This window comes from Mycolicibacterium anyangense (assembly GCF_010731855.1).
Lineage (GTDB): Bacteria > Actinomycetota > Actinomycetes > Mycobacteriales > Mycobacteriaceae > Mycobacterium > Mycobacterium anyangense.
On the sequence record NZ_AP022620.1, the window covers coordinates 1598325 to 1615507 of the forward strand.

At 67.4% G+C, this 17183-nt stretch carries 17 protein-coding genes; 5 read left to right on the plus strand and 12 right to left on the minus strand.

All coding sequences use genetic code 11. The features are described from left to right. Positions 1-16 precede the first annotated feature (16 nt). Positions 17-1933: an ABC transporter ATP-binding protein/permease gene (locus G6N35_RS07575; protein WP_163803697.1), complete on the plus strand. Its 1917-nt coding sequence runs from the start codon at positions 17-19 to the stop codon at positions 1931-1933. 25 nt (positions 1934-1958) lie between these two features. Beyond that, a complete protein-coding gene (locus G6N35_RS07580; protein ID WP_163803698.1) occupies positions 1959-3872 on the plus strand; it encodes an ABC transporter ATP-binding protein/permease in 1914 nt (637 codons plus the stop codon). Between the two features lie 17 nt (positions 3873-3889). On the opposite strand, the gene G6N35_RS07585 is transcribed toward G6N35_RS07580, so the two are convergent. Genes G6N35_RS07585 through G6N35_RS07600 form a run of 4 tightly spaced genes read right to left on the minus strand, consistent with a single transcriptional unit; the run spans position 3890 to position 7488 of the window. Continuing rightward, positions 3890-4765 (minus strand): MBL fold metallo-hydrolase, encoded by an 876-nt coding sequence (locus G6N35_RS07585; RefSeq protein ID WP_163803699.1) that lies wholly within the window; start codon positions 4763-4765, stop codon positions 3890-3892. Between the two features lie 18 nt (positions 4766-4783). Further along, positions 4784-6274: an FAD-binding protein gene (locus G6N35_RS07590; RefSeq protein WP_163803700.1), complete on the minus strand. Its 1491-nt coding sequence runs from the start codon at positions 6272-6274 to the stop codon at positions 4784-4786. Beyond that, positions 6271-6753 carry a VOC family protein gene (locus G6N35_RS07595; protein WP_163803701.1) on the minus strand — a complete coding sequence of 161 codons (483 nt, stop codon included), beginning with the start codon at positions 6751-6753 and terminating at the stop codon, positions 6271-6273. Before G6N35_RS07595 ends, G6N35_RS07590 begins: the two co-directional genes overlap by 4 nt. 45 nt (positions 6754-6798) lie before the next feature. Then, complete coding sequence (locus G6N35_RS07600) at positions 6799-7488, minus strand: TetR/AcrR family transcriptional regulator (protein WP_163803702.1); 690 nt, start codon at positions 7486-7488, stop codon at positions 6799-6801. Between the two features lie 107 nt (positions 7489-7595). Between G6N35_RS07600 and G6N35_RS07605 the strand changes: the two genes are divergently transcribed. Beyond that, entirely contained in the window at positions 7596-8039 is a 444-nt protein-coding gene (locus G6N35_RS07605) for a nitroreductase family deazaflavin-dependent oxidoreductase (RefSeq protein ID WP_163803703.1), read from the plus strand. On the opposite strand, the gene G6N35_RS07610 is transcribed toward G6N35_RS07605, so the two are convergent. From G6N35_RS07610 to G6N35_RS07640, 7 genes are all read right to left on the minus strand, one after another. Then, entirely contained in the window at positions 8036-8728 is a 693-nt protein-coding gene (locus G6N35_RS07610; protein ID WP_163803704.1) for an Rv1815 family serine proteinase, read from the minus strand. The two genes, G6N35_RS07605 and G6N35_RS07610, sit on opposite strands and share 4 nt — an antisense overlap. A gap of 131 nt (positions 8729-8859) precedes the next feature. Continuing rightward, positions 8860-9441, minus strand: a complete 582-nt coding sequence (locus G6N35_RS07615; protein ID WP_163803705.1) for a LysM peptidoglycan-binding domain-containing protein — start codon at positions 9439-9441, stop codon at positions 8860-8862. A gap of 138 nt (positions 9442-9579) precedes the next feature. After that, positions 9580-10986 (minus strand): NAD(P)/FAD-dependent oxidoreductase, encoded by a 1407-nt coding sequence (locus tag G6N35_RS07620; RefSeq protein ID WP_163803706.1) that lies wholly within the window; start codon positions 10984-10986, stop codon positions 9580-9582. 28 nt (positions 10987-11014) lie between these two features. Then, entirely contained in the window at positions 11015-12139 is a 1125-nt protein-coding gene (locus G6N35_RS07625; RefSeq protein ID WP_163803707.1) for a cation:proton antiporter, read from the minus strand. Between the two features lie 4 nt (positions 12140-12143). Beyond that, a complete protein-coding gene (locus G6N35_RS07630) occupies positions 12144-12626 on the minus strand; it encodes a cation:proton antiporter regulatory subunit (protein ID WP_179967327.1) in 483 nt (160 codons plus the stop codon). Positions 12627-12662: 36 nt separating this feature from the next. Then, on the minus strand, positions 12663-13565 hold the full coding sequence (locus G6N35_RS07635) for a sterol desaturase family protein (protein ID WP_163803709.1): 903 nt from the start codon (positions 13563-13565) through the stop codon (positions 12663-12665). Between the two features lie 33 nt (positions 13566-13598). Beyond that, positions 13599-15116 carry a carboxylesterase/lipase family protein gene (locus tag G6N35_RS07640; RefSeq protein ID WP_163803710.1) on the minus strand — a complete coding sequence of 506 codons (1518 nt, stop codon included), beginning with the start codon at positions 15114-15116 and terminating at the stop codon, positions 13599-13601. 182 nt (positions 15117-15298) lie between these two features. Here G6N35_RS07640 and G6N35_RS07645 point away from each other — a divergent pair, with 182 nt between their 5' ends. Further along, a complete protein-coding gene (locus G6N35_RS07645) occupies positions 15299-15637 on the plus strand; it encodes a DMT family transporter (protein WP_163803711.1) in 339 nt (112 codons plus the stop codon). Then, on the plus strand, positions 15637-15960 hold the full coding sequence (locus G6N35_RS07650) for a DMT family transporter (RefSeq protein ID WP_163807539.1): 324 nt from the start codon (positions 15637-15639) through the stop codon (positions 15958-15960). Before G6N35_RS07645 ends, G6N35_RS07650 begins: the two co-directional genes overlap by 1 nt. Here the strand turns inward: G6N35_RS07650 and G6N35_RS07655 are convergent. Next, complete coding sequence (locus tag G6N35_RS07655; protein ID WP_163803712.1) at positions 15929-17119, minus strand: MFS transporter; 1191 nt, start codon at positions 17117-17119, stop codon at positions 15929-15931. The two genes, G6N35_RS07650 and G6N35_RS07655, sit on opposite strands and share 32 nt — an antisense overlap. Positions 17120-17183 lie beyond the last annotated feature (64 nt).

Consider the following 17183-nt stretch of genomic DNA (forward strand, 5'->3'; position numbering starts at 1 on the left):
GCGGTACCTTGCCCGGATGGAGATGTACACCCCATCCATGGACTGGGGCCACGAACTCGTGCCCTCGCTGCTGTGGATCCTCAGAACGTGGGCGATCAGCGCGGCCGTCAGCATGGTGATCCTTGTGCTGCTGGCCCGCTACACCGTGTGGGGTCGGCAGTACTGGCGGATCACCGGTGACTACTTCAAGGGCCGACAGAGCGCCACGGTGTGGGCGTGGGTTGCAGTGCTGCTGCTGTCCGTGGTGATCTCCGTCCGGATCGACGTGCTGCTCAGTTACTTCAGCAACGACTTGTATTCGTCAGCGCAGACCGCAGTCCAGGGCTTCACGGCAAACGACACTGCCGTACATGACTCCGGGAAACGAGGCTTCTGGGCGGCAATGCTCCATTTCGCGATCCTCGCTGCGATCTACATCAGCCTGGCAATGCTCGACATCTATCTGACCCAACGGTTCATCATCCGTTGGCGGACGTGGTTGACCGATCGGCTCACCTGCGACTGGCTCGATGACCATGCCTACTACCGCACCCGGTTCACCGAATCCGACGTCGACAATCCCGACCAGCGCATCCAGCAGGACATCGACGTCTTCACCGCGGGGGTGGGCGCTTCTCCCAACAGCCCGATGGTCGGGACGTCGAGCATGCTGGTTTTCGGGGCGATCAACTCAGTGATCACCGTGTTTTCGTTCACCGTGATCCTCTGGCATCTGTCCGGCCCCCTGACCTTGTTCGGCGTCACGCTGGGACATGCGCTGTTCTGGATCGTCCTCGTCTACGTGGTGTTCGCTACCGTCATCGCCTTCTGGATCGGCCATCCGCTGATTCGGCTCAGCTTCCGCAACGAACTCACCAACGCGGTGTTCCGCTACGCCCTGGTGCGGCTTCGTGACGCCGCCGAGGCCGTCGGCTTCTACCGCGGTGAGGACGCCGAGCGTGGTTTGCTGCGGCGCAAGTTCGCCGGGATCATCGCCAACTACAAGCGCTACGTGAACCGCACCATCGCGCTGACCGGGTGGAACCTGTCGATGAGCCAGATTCTCGTGCCGCTACCGTGGGTCGTCCAGGCGCCGCGGCTGTTCGCCGGCCAGATCAAGATGGGCGACATATCCCAGTCCGCCAGCGCGTTCAGTTCGATCTCCAACGGCCTGTCGTTCTTCCGCAACGCCTACGCCTCGTTCGCCTCCTACCGTGCCGCGATCATCCGTCTGCACGGACTGGTGGAGACCAACTCGGTGGCCCGCGAGCTGCCCAAGCTGACCACGGTGGCCAGCCACGACGGTTCGGTGGAACTGCAGCGCGTCGAAGTCCGCACACCGACTGGTGCCCAGCTCGTCGACCCGATCGACCTGCGGCTGGAGCCCGGTGAGACGCTGGTGATCACCGGCAAGTCCGGCGCCGGCAAGACCACCCTGCTGCGCAGTCTGGCTCAGATGTGGCCCTACACCTCGGGCACGTTGTGCCGGCCCGTCGATGATCACGGAACGATGTTCCTGTCCCAGATGCCCTATGTCCCACTGGGCGATCTGCGCACCGTGGTGTCGTATCCGGCCAACTCGGGCGAGATCACCGACGAGGAGCTGCAACGGGCTCTGACCCAGGTGGCCTTGTCGCATTTGACGATTCGGCTCAACGAGGTCGAGGACTGGGCCAAGGTGCTCTCGCCAGGCGAGCAGCAGCGCATCGCCTTCGCCCGGGTTCTGCTGACGTGTCCCAAGGCGGTGTTCCTCGACGAGGCCACCTCGGCGCTCGACGAGGGTCTGGAGTACGCGCTCTACGACCTGATCCGCACCGAGCTGCCGAATACCATCCTGGTCAGCGTCAGCCATCGCAGCACCGTCGAGCAGCATCACGAGAAGCACCTGGAGCTGTTGGGCGACGGCCAGTGGCGGCTGGGCCGGATCGAGGGTAACGAACCGGCTCCGGTCTGAGCAGACTCGCCGAGGAGTCGCCCCCATGGAGATGTACAAGCCCTCCCTGGACTGGAGCAACGAGATCCCGCACTCGCTGCTGTGGGCGTGCAAGGCGTGGGCGATCAGCGCGGTACTGACAGTCCTGGTGCTGGTCCTGCTGGCTCGCTACACCGTGTGGGGGCGGCAGTTCTGGCGCGTCACCGGCGGGTACTTCCGCGGCCGCTCCAGCCTGGTGGTGTGGGCCTGGCTCGGGGTGCTGCTGTTCTCGACGATGATCGCGGTGCGCCTCGACGTCTTGCTCAGCTACTACAGCAATGACCTCTACTCGTCATTGCAGGTGGCCTTCGAGGGCGCCGGGGCCGGCAATATCGCGGTACGCGACTCCGGGGTCAACGGATTCTGGCTCGCCATCCTGACCTTCGCCCTCATCGTGACGGTCTACATCAGCAGGCAGATCATCGACATCTACCTGATGCAGCGGTTCATCATCCGCTGGCGGGTCTGGCTGACCGACCACCTCACCGGTGACTGGCTGGGCCAGCAGGCCTACTACCGCGGGCGCTTCATCGACACACCGATCGACAACCCCGATCAGCGCATCCAGATGGACATCGACGTGTTCACCACCTGTACCGGTGCGGAGACGAACACGCCGACCGTGGGTACGTCGACCACGCTGCTGTTCGGTGCGATCAACTCGCTGGTGTCGGTGGTGTCCTTCGCCCCGATCCTCTGGCATCTGTCCGGGCCGTTGAGCGTGTTCGGGTTCACCCTCGGCCATGCACTGTTCTGGCTGGTGCTGGCCTATGTCGCGATCGCCACCGTCATCGCGTTCTGGATCGGTAAACCGTTGATCCTGTTGAGCTTTCGCAACGAGCTGACCAACGCCGCGTTCCGCTATGCCCTGATCCGGCTGCGCGACGCCGCCGAGGCGATCGGCTTCTACCGCGGCGAAGCCGCCGAACGCACCGTGTTGCGGTCCCGCTTCAGCGCGATCATCGCCAACTATCGCGCCTTCGTGGTGCGCAGCCTGTTCCTGCTGGGCTGGAACCAGACCATGAGCCAGATCATCACCCCGCTGCCGCTGGTGGTGCAGGCGCCCCGGCTGTTCGCCGGTCAGATCAGCTTCGGTGACGTCAGCCAGTCCTCCAGCGCATTCTCCAACATCCACGACTCGCTGGCGTTCTTCCGCAGCGTCTATGACTCGTTCGCCGCTTACCGGGCCACCATCATCCGGCTGGACGGGCTTGTCGAGGCCAACGAACGGGCCCGCGAACTGCCACGGCTCGAGGCCGGGGAAAGTGCCGACGGCACAGTCGAATTGCGTGATGTCGACGTGCGCCGACCCAATGGCGAGGTACTGATCGAGGGTCTGGATCTGCGCCTGCAGCCCGGCGAGGCGCTGGTGATCACCGGCCCGTCGGGCTGTGGTCGTACGACCCTGCTGCGCAGCCTGGCCCGGCTGTGGCCCTACAGCTCCGGGCAGCTGCTCCAGCCGGGCGGCGCTGACGGACACACGATGTTCCTGTCCCAGGTGCCCTACGTCCCGCTCGGTGATCTGCGCGCGGTACTGACCTATCCGGCAATCGAATCCAGCATCCCCGACCAACGCCTGCTCGCCGTGCTCGACGAGGTGGCACTGGGCCATCTGAGCTCCCGGCTCAGTGACGTGCAGGACTGGGCCAAGGTGCTCTCGCCGGGTGAACAGCAGCGCATCGCCTTCGCCCGCATCCTGCTCAGCGAACCGGGGGCGGTGTTCCTCGACGAGGCCACCTCCGCGGTCGACGAGGGTCAGGAGTATGCGCTGTACCGGCTGCTGCGCCGCACACTGCCGGACTGCATCGTGGTCTCGGTGACCCACCGCAGCACCGTCGAACAGCACCACGAGCACCACCTGCGGCTGCTCGGCGGCGGAGCCTGGCAGCTCGACCGCCGGTCCGATCCGGTCGGTGTATGAGCCTGTGCCGCAACGACTCAGCGCACCTCGGACAGCGCGAAAGCGTCGCCGCGCGTCTGCACCGTGAAGGCATGGGGTGCAGCGAAGTGGGCCGGCAGCAGCATCGCGCCGCGCTCGACGGCGCTTTCCAGGATCAGCCGCCGGCTGGCCGCCGAGACGGGGCCGTCGCTGCAGAAGGCGCTGTTCCAGTCCGGTTGATACGCCTGCAGGGCGGAGTGCATCGAGTCTCCGGAGAAGACGGCGCTGCCCCCTGATCCGGTCAACCAACCGATGCTGTGCCCGGGGGTGTGACCGGGGCACAGCTGCAGCCGCAGGTAGTCATCGACATCGCAGCCTTCCCCCTCCCACAACTCCACCAGGTCGCGGTCGAAGACCGGTTTGACGGAGTCCTCGAAGACCAGGCCGTTGAAATCCTGTTCGCCGGGGCCGCCCGTCGTCGGGTCCCAGAACCGGAATTCGGTGGCGTTGATGTAGTAGCGGGCGTTGGGAAAGGTCGGCACCCACTGCCCGCCCACGAGGGTGGTGTTCCAGCCCACGTGGTCGGCGTGCAGGTGGGTGCACACCACCGCGTCCACCTCGTCGGGGGTGATGCCGGCGGCCAGTAGCTGCTCGAGCCAATCGGTCTGCAGCATGCCGGCAAGGGGTGCCGTGCGCTTCTTGTGGTTGCCGTTGCAGGTGTCGACCAGGATGGTCTTCTGCGGGGTCCGGATCAGCCAGGTGTGCATGCTGAGGACGATCTGGTCGGTACCGGGAACCAGGAGCTGGGACATCGCATTCGGCCCTAGTTCCGCCACCAGTTCAGCGTCGAAGGACGGCACCATCAGGCCGGCAGGAACAGCGGTGCCGTAGCTCTCCTCGACGCGACCGACGGTGACATCTCCGAGATCGATCATGCCGCAGCCTAACCGACCTCAGGTGGCCCGATGCTGTGCGGCGTGAGCCCCGGCCCGCCTGCCGAAGAACGAACCCTCCCCCAGCTGCGTTCCGCTGGAATAGCCCTTGCCGTCCTGGGCGATATTGGAGGCGCCCGCACCCGCCGCGTACAGGCCCGGGATCACACTGCCGTCGGCGCGCTGCACCTGGCCGTCGACCGTGGTGGCCAGACCGCCCATGGTGAAACCCGAGTACATGGCCCGGCCCAGCGACAGGTCGAACACGGCGTAGGGCCCGGTGTCCTGCGCGGCGAGGTAGTCGGGCTGCTTGTGGAAGTCGGGATCCTGCCCCTTGGCGGCGAACTCGTTGTAGCGCTCCAGCGTTGCGGCCAGGTTGCCCGCCGGAATGCCGAGAGCCTCCTCGATCTCGGCAACGGTCTCGTAGCCGTCGAGGAACTTGATGAGCGGCATCTCAGGCATCTCGGTGTGTGCCTCGTCGACGATGAGGTACGCGGTCTGTTCCGGTTGCTCCAGGACGAAGGCCGACGTCCGGGAGTGGTAGGAGTCCTCGGTGACGAACCGCTTGCCTTCGGCGTTGACAATCACCCCGGTCAGCAGGATTTCCGGCGGATAAGCCGCGGCGGTGATGAACTTCTCGTCCATGAATTTCGTTGCGCCACCTACGGATTCGCCCAACCGGATGCCCAGTCCGTCGTCATTGGGATTGCCGAGGATGTAGGGGGCAACCAGACCGTGGTGTTTGGTCTTGCGCGGCTGGCCCAGCTCCGGGGTGTGTTCGGCCACCATCTCGGGGTTCATCACGAAACCGCCGGCGGCGATCACCACCGACGCGGCCCTGATGGCCCCGGTCTCGGCGAAACGCTTCCAGCGCGCCCCCACCACAGCGCCGTCCTCCACCACGAGGTTGGTGGCACCGGTCTCGTAGCGCAGCTGGACGCCAAGTTCGTCGGCGCGTTTGAGTAGCAGGTCGATCACCATCGACGCGCCGCCGAGCTCACCGGGCACCGGTACCGAATGACCGCGCGGTGCCGGCGTGGCCTGCTCGCAGAACGGCCAGACCTTCTCGTTGCCGGTGTAGGACAGCCCCTCGGTGCCGGGCGGAACCACCACTTTGCCCGGATAGAAGCTGCGCTCGAACTCGAATCCGAGGTCTTCGAGCCAGTTGAAGTGCTCGACGCTGCCCTCGCAGTAGGCCCGGATCTTGTCATGCTCGGGTTCGCGCGACACCGCGACCAGATACTTGTACATCTCCTCGGCGGTGTCGGAGTGACCCGTCGCGATCTGGACCGCGGTGCCGCCGCCCAGATAGAAGTGGCCGCCGGCCATCGAGGTGGTGCCACCTGCGGCGGCGGCCTTCTCGAGCACCAGCACCCGGGCGCCGGCCGCTGCAGCGCTTACCGCGGCGCACCCGCCGGCGATACCGAAGCCGAGGACCAGCACGTCGACGTCATCGGACCACTCGGTGATCTCGGATGCCTCGACGGTTGCCGGGATGTCGAGCCCGCTCATTTCTGCTCCTGTCTGACATGGTCGAAGAACGCCTTGATCTCGGCGGGGATGGCGGCGTATTCCACGAAGGGCACCCCGGCAGCCGGGGCGGAGACGTAGGCGAATTTCATGCCGCCGGGCATCTCGCCCTGGGCGACGACGGTCGATGACGACGCGGCCTGGGCCAGGGTGGCGTCGAAGTCGTCGGTCTCCAGACAGATGTGGTGCAGGCCGGGCCCGTGCTCGTCGAGGAACTCGGTGTAGATGCTGGTGCCTCCGGTGGGCGCGATGACCTCGAGCTGGGTGTCGCCGGCGTAGCTCAGGGAGATGTCGGCCCGGTAGTCGGCCGGTTCGCCGCGGTGCCGGCAGGTGTCCGGACCGAAGTGGACGTCGGCCATCCGCACCCACTTCTTGGCACCGAGCAACGCGGACAACATCGACTCGGTGGAACCGAGATCGTGGGTCACCCAGGCAATCTGGACAGGTGTCTGGTTTGTCATCGCTACGAGGATATCGCCGCGCCGCCCAGCTGGCTAGAACGTGTTCTAGTGCCCAGCGGCCGCGAGGCGATCGACCACAAGGCGCACCTGGTGGTCGAACAGTGCGTGGGTGTCGGCGAAGGTGTCGACACCGTATTGGCCGAACACCTCCAGGCTGATCGCTCCCACTACAGCGGCCCACAACGTGGTGCAGCGGATCACCAGGGCATCGTCACCGGGAAAGCCGAACTCGGCACGAATCCGTTGGAGGTCTTCCGAAAGTGGCTGTGCCACAGCCCCTTCGGTCGCCGCAATATCGCCGCTCGCCAGCCCTTTGGCCACCGCGTCGAACAGGATCCCGACGACCCGGGTGCCCGGGCCGACAGTCAGCTCCGGGGGCGCGTGATAACCGGGGACCGGACTGCCGTAGAGCAGTGCCCATCGGGCCGGCTGCTCGAGTGCCCAGCGGCGCATGGCGTGCGCGATGGCCATCAGCTCGGACCGCCAGCCCCCCTCGGCCTCTCCGCGCGCCCGATCGACCGCGTCCGCCAGCTCGGAATAGGTGGCCACCAGCAATACCGTGAGTAGTTCGTCGCGGCTGGCGACGTAGCGGTAGACCGCCGAGGACGCCATCCCGAGATCGCGAGCGATGGCCCGCACCGACAAGCCGGCCGCCCCCTCGGCACTGAGCTGGCGGCGGGCGAGGTCGAGGATCTGGGCCTCGATGCGTTGCCGGGTTTCCTGGCGCTTGCCCATCGGAGCAGTGTGACACAAAACGAGATCACTGCTCTTGTTTTCTGAGCCGTGGCGTGCCAGCCTGAGAAACGAGAGCAGTGCTCACATTTCTAGAATCAGGAGATCCGATGACCCTTCACTACGACCGGCCCGGGACCGCCGCCCGTAGCTTCAACGCCGCCATCCGCCATCTCGCCGAACTCGGCATCAGCGTCGCCGGCAGCCGCGCGCTGCGGGTCCGCGGCCGGACCAGCGGCGTCATGCGCGGTGTCGTGGTCAACGTCTTGCGGGTCGACGGCGTCGACTACGTCATCTCTCCGCGCGGCACCACCCAGTGGGTGCGCAATGCCAGGGTGGCGGGTGCAGTGGAGGTCGGCCCTCGGTGGCGGCGCCGGACGGTACCGGTGAGCGAGGTCGCCGATGCCGCGAAGCCGCCGCTGTTGCAGCGTTATCTGGACCGCTGGTATTGGGAGGTCAAAGGACACATCGCCGGGTTGACGCCGACGTCCACGCCCGATGAACTGCGGGCGGCCGCGCCGCTGATCCCGGCGTTCGCCCTCGGGTCGGCCTAGGGCTGCTGCTGCTGGGACGCGACGCTGACCACGCCGCCGACGTCCTGGCGCACGTGCTGCCCGGTGGCCTGCCACGACACCGCCGCGGGCAACGCTCCCCAGGTGCTGTTGAACAGCCCGATGAGGACGGCCTTGTTGTTGTCGACAGGCATGTAGACCGGGCCGCCGGAGTCGCCCTTCTTGCTGACCACTCCGTTGGTCATGGTGAACCAGCCGTTGTTGACCCGCTCGATGTTTCCGCAGCTCTCACCGGTGATCACACCGAAGTGGCAGACCGGCTGGCCGGCGGTCATGGCGGGCGCGGGGTCGGCGACCAGTTGGCGGCCGCCGGGAAGAATGTTGTTGACCACGACGTCGGCGCCCAACCCGATGATCTCGTAGTCGGTGATCACCTCATCGGTCCGGACCACCGAACCGTCCGGGGTGTTGTCCTGGAAGGTCGAAACCATGCCGATGAATCGGCCGTCCTTGTCGGTGACCGGCCCGCTGCCTCGACAGTGCCCGGCGGAGAAAGCGATCCGCGCAACCGGGTCGACGTAACCAAGGGTGCAGACATTGCTGTCCTGGTGAATCTCCATGCCCGGGGACACCACGACACCGGGATCGGCCTGTGCCACCGGAGCCACCGTCGAGCACAGCGCTGCGGCCGCAACCGCAGCCAGTGCGTACCGAAGAGCTAAGCGGGCCACCTTACACCCCGATCCGTCGGCGACCCGTCAACGACGCGGTCGCAATAGTGTGTCGACTGTGTATCGGCGTCAGCCGCCAATCGTTACCAACGCACTATTGCGTACCCGCGTCGTTCCCGCAGGAATCCCGATCAGGGGATGGTGACGACCTGCCCGACGTTGATCAGGTCAGGGTTGGCGATCCCGCTGGCCGCGGCGATCTCCGGGTAACGGTTGCCGTCACCGTAGAACCGCTCGGCGATGGCCCACAGGGTGTCGCCCTCGACCACGGTGTAGGTGCGGGGCTCCGGAGCAGGCGGCGTGGGCTCGGCGATGGGCTCCTCGACAGCCACCGGCGCGATCTCCACGACCTCGGCCTCGGGGGCCTCCGGCGGCGGGGCATCGGTCTCGGTGCGCGACGACCAGGCCGGACCGTCAGCGGCGTAGAGCACGACGTTGCGGTCGTCCTGCAGCACCAGCTTGACGCTCTTCTTGCCCTTGGTGTCGGTGTGCCACACCGGCTTGTCGGCGGTGTAGAGCACGAAGTTGCCGTCGGTCTGAACCTCGGCGCGGACCACGTCCTGACCGTTGGTGCCGGTCGCCCAGACTGCCTCGCCGCGAGCGGCGAGCACCAGGTTGCCGTCCTCCTGCAGGGTCAGGGTGTAGGCCCCGTTGGGCGAGGTGAGCGAATCGCCCTTGCCCAGCTTCTGTCCTTCGGTAAGTGTGTCTCCCACGAACTTTCCTCCTGTAAGACGCCCTCTTCTCGGGCGCGCGTAGGAAGCCTACTGAGTCAGTCGAGCGAATTGTCGTGTTGTGATCAATACGACGGAAACACACAGCAAACGGTTGCCGACATCGGCCAGTGGCAACGTCTAGGAATCGAACCCGAGCCCGAACCGGTCCAGGGTGCGCAGGAAGACATTGCGCTTCCCCGCGTTGTGGTCGGCCCGGTCCAGCGACCACCGGGTGGCCTGAATCCCGATGCTCGCCAGCGGTTCCGGCGGGAACGGCAGCGGCTTGCGGTTGACCATCTCCAACTCGGTGCGCTCCGTCGGGCGACCGCTCAGCAGGTCCAGGCAGACGTCGGCGGCGAAGCGGGCGGCACCCACCCCGAGACCGGTGAACCCGTTGACGTAGGCAATGCGTCCGCGGCCGGCCAACCCCCAGTGCGCACAGAACCGGGTGTTGGTGTCGATCGCACCGGCCCAGCGATGAGTGAACCGGACATCGTCGAGTTGCGGGAAGGTGATGAAGAAGTGCGCGGCCAGCTTGCGATAGGTCTCGGGCCGGTCCTCGTACATCGGGTCCACCCGGCGGCCGTAGTGGTAGACGGCGTCGTAACCGCCCCACACGATGCGGTTGTCGGCCGAGAGCCGGTAGTAGTGGAATTGGTTGGAGCTGTCGCCGATCCCCGGGCGTGAGCGCCAGCCGATGCGGTCCAGCTGCTCGTCGGTCAGCGGTTCGGTCGCCAGCACGTAGTCGTACACCGGAACGGTGTAGAGCCGGTTGCGACGCAGCAGGCTCGGAAAGACGTTGGTGGCCAACACAACCTGGTCCGCGGTGATCACGCCGCCACGGGTGGTGACCCGCACCGAGGACTGCTCGCGGTCCACCGAGACCGCCGGGGTGTGCTCGAAGATCTGCACACCGTGCTCGGTGGCGGCGCGGGCAAGTTCGAACACCAGCCGGGCGGGATGCACGATCGCGCAGGTGTCGGCGGCCAGCAACCCGGCGCGATAGGTGGGCGAGGCCACCTCGGCACGCACCGCGGCCTCGTCCAGGAAGCTGCCGTGACCCTCGGCGGCCGCTTCCTCGAGCCACTGGACCTGGTGTGCCTCGGTGGCCACCGACAGCATGCCGGTGCGCTCCCAGTCCACCTTCATGCCGTAGCTGTCGATATCGGCCTGCATCCCGTCGAGGTTGGCCAGCCCGAGTTCCTCGAGTCGCTCGAATTCGTCCGGCCAGCGCGACTTTCCGTTCTCGGCGCCGTGGGTGATGCTGGCCTCGACGAAGCCGCCGTTGCGTCCGGAGGCCGCCCAGCCGATGCGTTCGGCCTCGATCAGGACCACCCGCGCACCGGGGTTGCGTTCGACCGCGTGCAGCGCGCTCCACAGTCCGGCGTAGCCACCACCGACCACCAGCAGGTCACAACTGATCTCGCCGGGCAGGGCCGGGTAGTCGGGCCGGGGCATGTCCAGCCACATCGACCCGAAAGCTGCCGAGCCCAGTGAGCGAGCGATCAGTTCGGGATCGACGGGGCGGTCAAAAACGGTCTGCACCAGGCCATGGTGCCACGTAGGCCGCCGACTACTTAGCGAACCGGGTCAGCAGCGGTCCGAGGATGGCCAGAACAAACACGTACGGCGTGGCGATCGGGCCGATCGCGGCCACCGTGGTGCCGGCCAGCCCGATGATCACCAGGGAGAACTCACCGCGCGCGATCAGCGCCGTACCGGCGCGAATCTGGCCCGGCCGGGCGACGCCGTCACGGCGGGCCGCGTAGGCGCCGGTGAGCACTTTCGTCGCCGCAGTGACGACGGCCAGCGCGATGGCCGCAGGCAACATCGGCACCAGGTCGGCGGGGTCCACCGCGAATCCGATCGCCAGGAAGAACACCGCGGCGAACAGATCGCGCAATGGGCCCAGCACGGTGCGCGCGCGCTGGGCGGTGTCGCCGGTCAGCGTCAGTCCAACCAGGAACGCGCCGACGGCGGCCGAGGCGTGCAGGTGTTCGGCCAGTGCCGCCACGATCAGCGTCAGCCCGAGGATGCGCAGCAGCAGTTGTTCGTCGTCGGGGTGGGCGATGAGCCTGCCGACGTGGTGCCCCCAGCGGTACGACGCGGTGAACGCCCCACCGAGTGCAACCAGGGCCACCACCATCCACAGCAGCGCCTCCCACCAGCCGCCGCCGGCGGCCAGGACCGCGAGCAGAGGCAGGTAGGCCGCCATCGCGAAATCCTCGAGCACCAACACCGACAGCACCGCCGGCGTCTCGCGGTTGCCGAGCCGGCGCAGATCGTTGAGCAGCCGGGCGATCACGCCGGATGACGAGATGAAGGTGATGCCGGCCATCGCCAGGATGCCGACGGCGTCCAGCCCGAGCAGCACGCCGGCGATGGCACCCGGGGTGGCGTTGAGGACGAGGTCCACGCCGGCCGACGGCAGGTGGTGACGCATGCTGGCGGCGAACTCGGCGATGGAGAACTCCAGGCCGAGGGTGAGCAGCAGCAACACCACGCCGATCGTCGCACCGGTGGAGACGAACTCGCCCGCCGCGGGTACCGGGGCGATGCCGCCGTTGCCCAGCGCCAGCCCGGCCAGCAGATACAACGGGATGGGTGAGAGCGCGAACCGGCGGGCCAGGGTGCCCAGAACGGTGAGCACCGTGAGGATGACGCCGAGTTCGAGGAGCAGCGCCACCGACACAGCCATGAGGTCAGCCCTGGTCGACGATGTGCCGAACCCTGCCGATACCTTCCTCGGTGCCGATCACCACCAGCACGTCGTGCGCGCGCAGCACCTCCTGGGGTCCCGGCGACGCCAGCACGTCGTCGTCACGCACGATCGCGACGATGGAGGCACCGGTGCGGGTACGCGCCCTGGTCTCACCGAGCGCACGGTCGACGAAGGGGGAGGCAGCACCGACCGCGACCTGCCCGGCATCCAGGCCGGGCACTTCCTTGGTCAGATCGGCGAAGCGTTCCACCATGCGCGGCGCGCCCAGGATCTGGGCCAGCGCGTCAGCTTCCTCGTCGGTCAACCGGAACACTGGTCGAGCCTGGTCGGGATCATCGGCGGCATAGACCACGACTTCGAAATCGCCTGAGCGGCGGGCGATCACGCCGATTCGGGCACCATCACGGTTGTCGAATTCGTAGCGCAGACCGACGCCCGGCAGCAGGACTTCCTTGACCTCCATGGGCTCCATCCTTCTCGGCATCCTTTTCGACGCCGGCTATCCGGTGGCAGGTTTCCAGCCCGGCGGACCCAACACGTAGCCGAACCGGTCGCGCCAGCGGGACGCGGCGCGAACGTCGTGGGCGATGGCCACGTATTCGCGGGTCTGCAGGGTCAGGAGGTTGTAGGTGTTCACCGGTTTGGTCAAACCGTAGTGCGGGCGGAAGGTTTCGGGCTGGAACGTACCGAACAACCGGTCCCAGATGATCAGGATGCCGCCGTAGTTCTTGTCCAGGTACTCGGCGTCCATCCCGTGATGCACCCGGTGGTGCGACGGGGTGTTGAAGACGAACTCGATCGGCCGGGGCAGGGTGCCGATCCGCTCGGTGTGGATCCAGAACTGGTAGATCAGGCTGATCGAGAACCCGGTGAACACCATCCACGGCGGAACACCCAACAGCGGCAACGGAATCCACATGATGATCTCGCCGCTGTTGTTCCACTTCTGGCGCAGCGCGGTGGCGAAGTTGTAGTAGATGCTGGAGTGATGGGCCTGATGGGTGGCCCAGATCAGCCGGACGCGGTGGGCGATGCGGTGGTAGGCGTAGTACAGGATGTCCACCCCGACGATCGCGACGACCCACGTGTACCACGCGCTCGGCGACAGGTGCCATGGCGCGACGTAGGCGTACAGCGCGGCATAGCCCAGCAGCGCCAGGAACTTCCAGGCTCCCATCGTGGCTACCGACACCAGCCCCATCGAGATCGACGTCCAGGCATCGCGGGTCAGATAGCCACCTGCGGCCGGCCGGCCGGGTTCGGCGTCGCCCTCGAGTCGTTCGAGTTTGCGGGCCGCCGTCCACTCGATGGTCAGCAGCAGCAGGAAGAACGGGATCGCGAACAACACCGGCTCGCGCAGCTGTGACGGCAGAACCGACACCAACTCCCCGATTCGGTCCACCCTGACACCTCCCCGCGCGAGTGTAGCCGCGGGCTAGCGAAAGCTGAGCACCTGATCGCCCCACGTCGCGCGGATCCTGCCGTCGAGGTCGTCGACCACCCGGTCCTGCGCGTCGATCACCAGCGTGGCACGCTCGTCGGCGCGGTAGGGCGCCCAGTGCGGTTCGCCGGGCAGGCCCGCCGGTTCGGCGGTCGCGGCGAAGCTGGCCCAGCGGGCCCGCATCCGCGCCGACAACGCCTCCCCCGTCTTGAGTCCGCCCAGTTTGAAGGTGACGTCGCGCGAGCCGGACACCAGGTTGCCCCATACGTAGATCAGCTCGGTGGCGTGCGCGGCACCCAACCGGATCAACTTGAAAATCGGTGTCGCCCAATCGAACCGGTACAGGTAGACCGGAGCCACCGTGCTGTGCCCCTCGGCGAACCAGACGGTAGGCATCCGGAACCCGACGTCGCTGGCCATTCCCAGGCTGCGGGTGCGGGCCCGTCGGCCCCGGTAGACCGAGCCGATCTGTTCATAGGTCGGCAGTTGCAGGCTCGGCTGGTCGTCGGCGATCTCCTCGAACATGGTGCGAATTGTCTTGGGGGCGATCGGCATCAGGGGCGAGCGCATGAACCGGAACAGGGCGGCTTCGTCCTTGTTCGTGCCGATCAGCAGGGGCACCGGATGGGTCCGCCCGGCCCGGGCCAGTGTCACCGGATAGTCCGGAACCAGGTCGCCGTCGACGGTGGGAGCGAACGCCAGCCGGCCCGGGGTGGCGGTGGGGACATGGTCGAAGACCTGTGCGGAGGCGTCGACCAGGGCCTGCACCGGTGCGGCATGGGCCTCCTGCGCGGTCATGCCCAGCCGGTCGAGCACCAGTTGGGCGACCGCGCGGGCGCGGCTGCTGTCGTACACCGACGTGGCCGGCGAGCTCTGCGCGATCGCCCGGGAGAACAGTCCCGCGGCCTCGGGCACCGCGAGCAGGGTCGTGACGATGCCCGCACCCGCCGACTCGCCGAACAGGGTCACCCGATCGGGGTCTCCCCCGAATCCGGCGATGTTGTCGCGCACCCAGCGCAATGCGGCCAGCACATCCCGCAACGCGACGTTGCTGTCGAAACGCGGGTCGAACGAGGAGAAGTCGACGAATCCTAGAACGCCGAGGCGATAGTTGATCGTGACCACCACCACGTCCGAACCCGCGGCCAGGGTGGCGCCGTCATAGAGCGGTTGGCTGCCGGAGCCGAAGATATAGGCCCCGCCGTGTACCCACACCATCACCGGTTTGGGTCCGCCCGAAGAGTCCGACGGCGCCCAGACGTTGAGGAACAGGCAGTCTTCGTCGGCCCGAGTGCCCAGTCCCATCGGGATCGGGCTGCGCGGCTGCGGGCTGACCGGCCCGAATGCGGTTGCATCCGCGACCTCGGTCCAGGGCTCTGGCGGCTGCGGCGCCCGCCAGCGCAGGTCACCGACAGGCGCGGCGGCGTACCGCAGACCCTTCCAGATCCGCACCCGGCCGTCGTCGCTTCCTCGGACCGGCCCGTAGCCGGTCTGCACCACTTCGGTAGTCATCGCTCTCCTCACCACCTCACCACCTCACCACGTTACCGACGAGTAATAGCGGTGGTCGCTGTGTGCGACGTTGGGCTGCTCACACGACGGCTATCCTGGCCGGGCTGCTCACTCCCGGACCGCCGCCGGGCGTTGGCACCGGCGACTCGGCGCGGAGCAGCGAGCAGACGGAGGTGCCGCGGGTGCGCAAGTGGGTTCTGCTGCTGGGCGCCATCAGCATCGAGGTCACCGCGACCCTCTCGCTGCGCGCGTCGGTGGACCAGAAGGCCTGGCTGCTGGTCGTGGTGGTGGGCTACCTCGCCTCGTTCGTCCTGCTCGCCATGGTGTTGCGGGCCGGTATGCCGGTCGGCGTGGCCTACGGGATCTGGGGCGCGCTGGGCACCGCCATCACCGCGGTGACGGCCACGGTCATCTTCGGCGACCCGTTCACCACGCCGATCATCGCGGGTATCGCACTGATCATCGGCGGGGTGCTGATGGTCGAACTGGGATCGCGGCACACCGACGGCGGCACCGGATGATGTGGCTGACGCTGGCCGGGGCGATTCTGGTCGAGGTGTTCGCCACATTGTCACTGCGCGCGTCCCAAGGCTTTCGCAACAAGAAATGGATCGTCCCCGTAGTCGTCGGCTACGTGGTGGCGTTCACCCTCCTGGGGGTGACCCTGGCGCAGGGTATGCCGGTCGGGATTGCCTACGGCGTGTGGTCGGCCGCCGGGGTGGCGTTGGTGGCGGTGATCGCCCGCGCGGTGTTCGCCGAGCCACTGACGCCGGTGATGCTGGGCGGCATTGTGCTGATCATCGCCGGTGTGCTCACGATCGAGCTGAGCGGGTCGGTGGGCTGAGCACCCGGGCCAGCAGAACCGCCGCGACCCCGGCCACCGGCACGATCACCAGGCCTGCCCGCAGCCCCGCCGCGTCGGCGATCGACCCCACCACGACCGGCGCGGTCAAAAAGCCCACCCGCATCAGCCAGCTGAGCACCGTCACCCCGGTGCCCGCCCGCAGGCCGGGCACTTCGTCGGCAGCATGGAACGCCGCGGGAATCATGGTGGCCGAACCGAATCCGGCAGCGGCGAACCCGGCGAGCGTTCCGGGCACTGTCGGGACGGCCAGCGCCGCGCCCATGCCGACGGCGATCAGCGTGCCGCCGCACCGGACGACGGCGCGCTGCCCGAACCGGTCCACCATCCGGTCGCCCAGCAGACGGCCGACGAACTGGAAGCCGACGACGGCCACGAACCCCAGCGCGGCCAGTGCCGCGGGAGCGCCCAGCCAGTCCCGCAGATACAGCGACGCCCACGAGTTTCCGGCGTCCTCGATCACCGAACCGGCGATCGCGATGCCGACCAGCGCCGCCAGCACCAGATACAGCGACCGCCGCGAGCCCGCAGCGGCGGAGTGTTCACCGGATTCAGCGGGGGCGTGGTCGTGGCCCGGCAGCAGGAATCGATAGCCGATCAGACACGTCGCACTGAACAGCACGCCGGACACCGACAGCTGTACGGCGCGAGGAATGCCCAGATAGATCGACCCGGCACCCATCAATCCGCCCAGCACCGCGCCCATCGACCACACGGCGTGCAGCGAGTTGATGATGAACCGCCCATAGTTGCGCTGCACCCGCAACCCGTGCACGTTCTGCGCCACGTCGACCACCGCGTCGGCCGCGCCCGCACAGAACAGCGCCGCGGCCAGCGTCACAGCCGAGGGCGCCAGCCCGGCGGCCAACACGAACACCCCGAGTAGCACGCTGCCCGCCACCGCGACCGCCGACGAGCGGAACCGGCGGATGAGCATCGGGGCCCACGGTCCGCTGAGCAGTGCGCCGGCCGAGAACGCCGCGACGGCAATGCCGAAGGCGGTGTTGCTCAGGCCGAGGTCGGACTTGATCTCCGGATAGCGCGGCAGCAGGTTGGCGAAGAACGCTCCGTTGGTTCCGAACAGCGCGGCGACAGCCAACCGCGCACGCCGATCGCGGATGTCCGGTCGCTGGCTGCCCACGTGGCGCGACGGTACCGCAGGCGCGGGCGATCCGCCGTACTGCGCATGATCGCCGGCGACCGAG

Bases quoted from the DNA above. Each gene is read 5' to 3' on its own strand.
- G6N35_RS07575 (WP_163803697.1), top strand. From the start codon at position 17: ATGGAGATGTACACCCCATCCATGGACTGGGGCCACGAACTCGTGCCC.
- G6N35_RS07580 (WP_163803698.1), top strand. From the start codon at position 1,959: ATGGAGATGTACAAGCCCTCCCTGGACTGGAGCAACGAGATCCCGCAC.
- G6N35_RS07585 (WP_163803699.1), bottom strand. From the start codon at position 4,765: ATGATCGATCTCGGAGATGTCACCGTCGGTCGCGTCGAGGAGAGCTAC.
- G6N35_RS07590 (WP_163803700.1), bottom strand. From the start codon at position 6,274: ATGAGCGGGCTCGACATCCCGGCAACCGTCGAGGCATCCGAGATCACC.
- G6N35_RS07595 (WP_163803701.1), bottom strand. From the start codon at position 6,753: ATGACAAACCAGACACCTGTCCAGATTGCCTGGGTGACCCACGATCTC.
- G6N35_RS07600 (WP_163803702.1), bottom strand. From the start codon at position 7,488: ATGGGCAAGCGCCAGGAAACCCGGCAACGCATCGAGGCCCAGATCCTC.
- G6N35_RS07605 (WP_163803703.1), top strand. From the start codon at position 7,596: ATGACCCTTCACTACGACCGGCCCGGGACCGCCGCCCGTAGCTTCAAC.
- G6N35_RS07625 (WP_163803707.1), bottom strand. From the start codon at position 12,139: ATGGCTGTGTCGGTGGCGCTGCTCCTCGAACTCGGCGTCATCCTCACG.
- G6N35_RS07630 (WP_179967327.1), bottom strand. From the start codon at position 12,626: ATGGAGGTCAAGGAAGTCCTGCTGCCGGGCGTCGGTCTGCGCTACGAA.
- G6N35_RS07640 (WP_163803710.1), bottom strand. From the start codon at position 15,116: ATGACTACCGAAGTGGTGCAGACCGGCTACGGGCCGGTCCGAGGAAGC.
- G6N35_RS07650 (WP_163807539.1), top strand. From the start codon at position 15,637: ATGTGGCTGACGCTGGCCGGGGCGATTCTGGTCGAGGTGTTCGCCACA.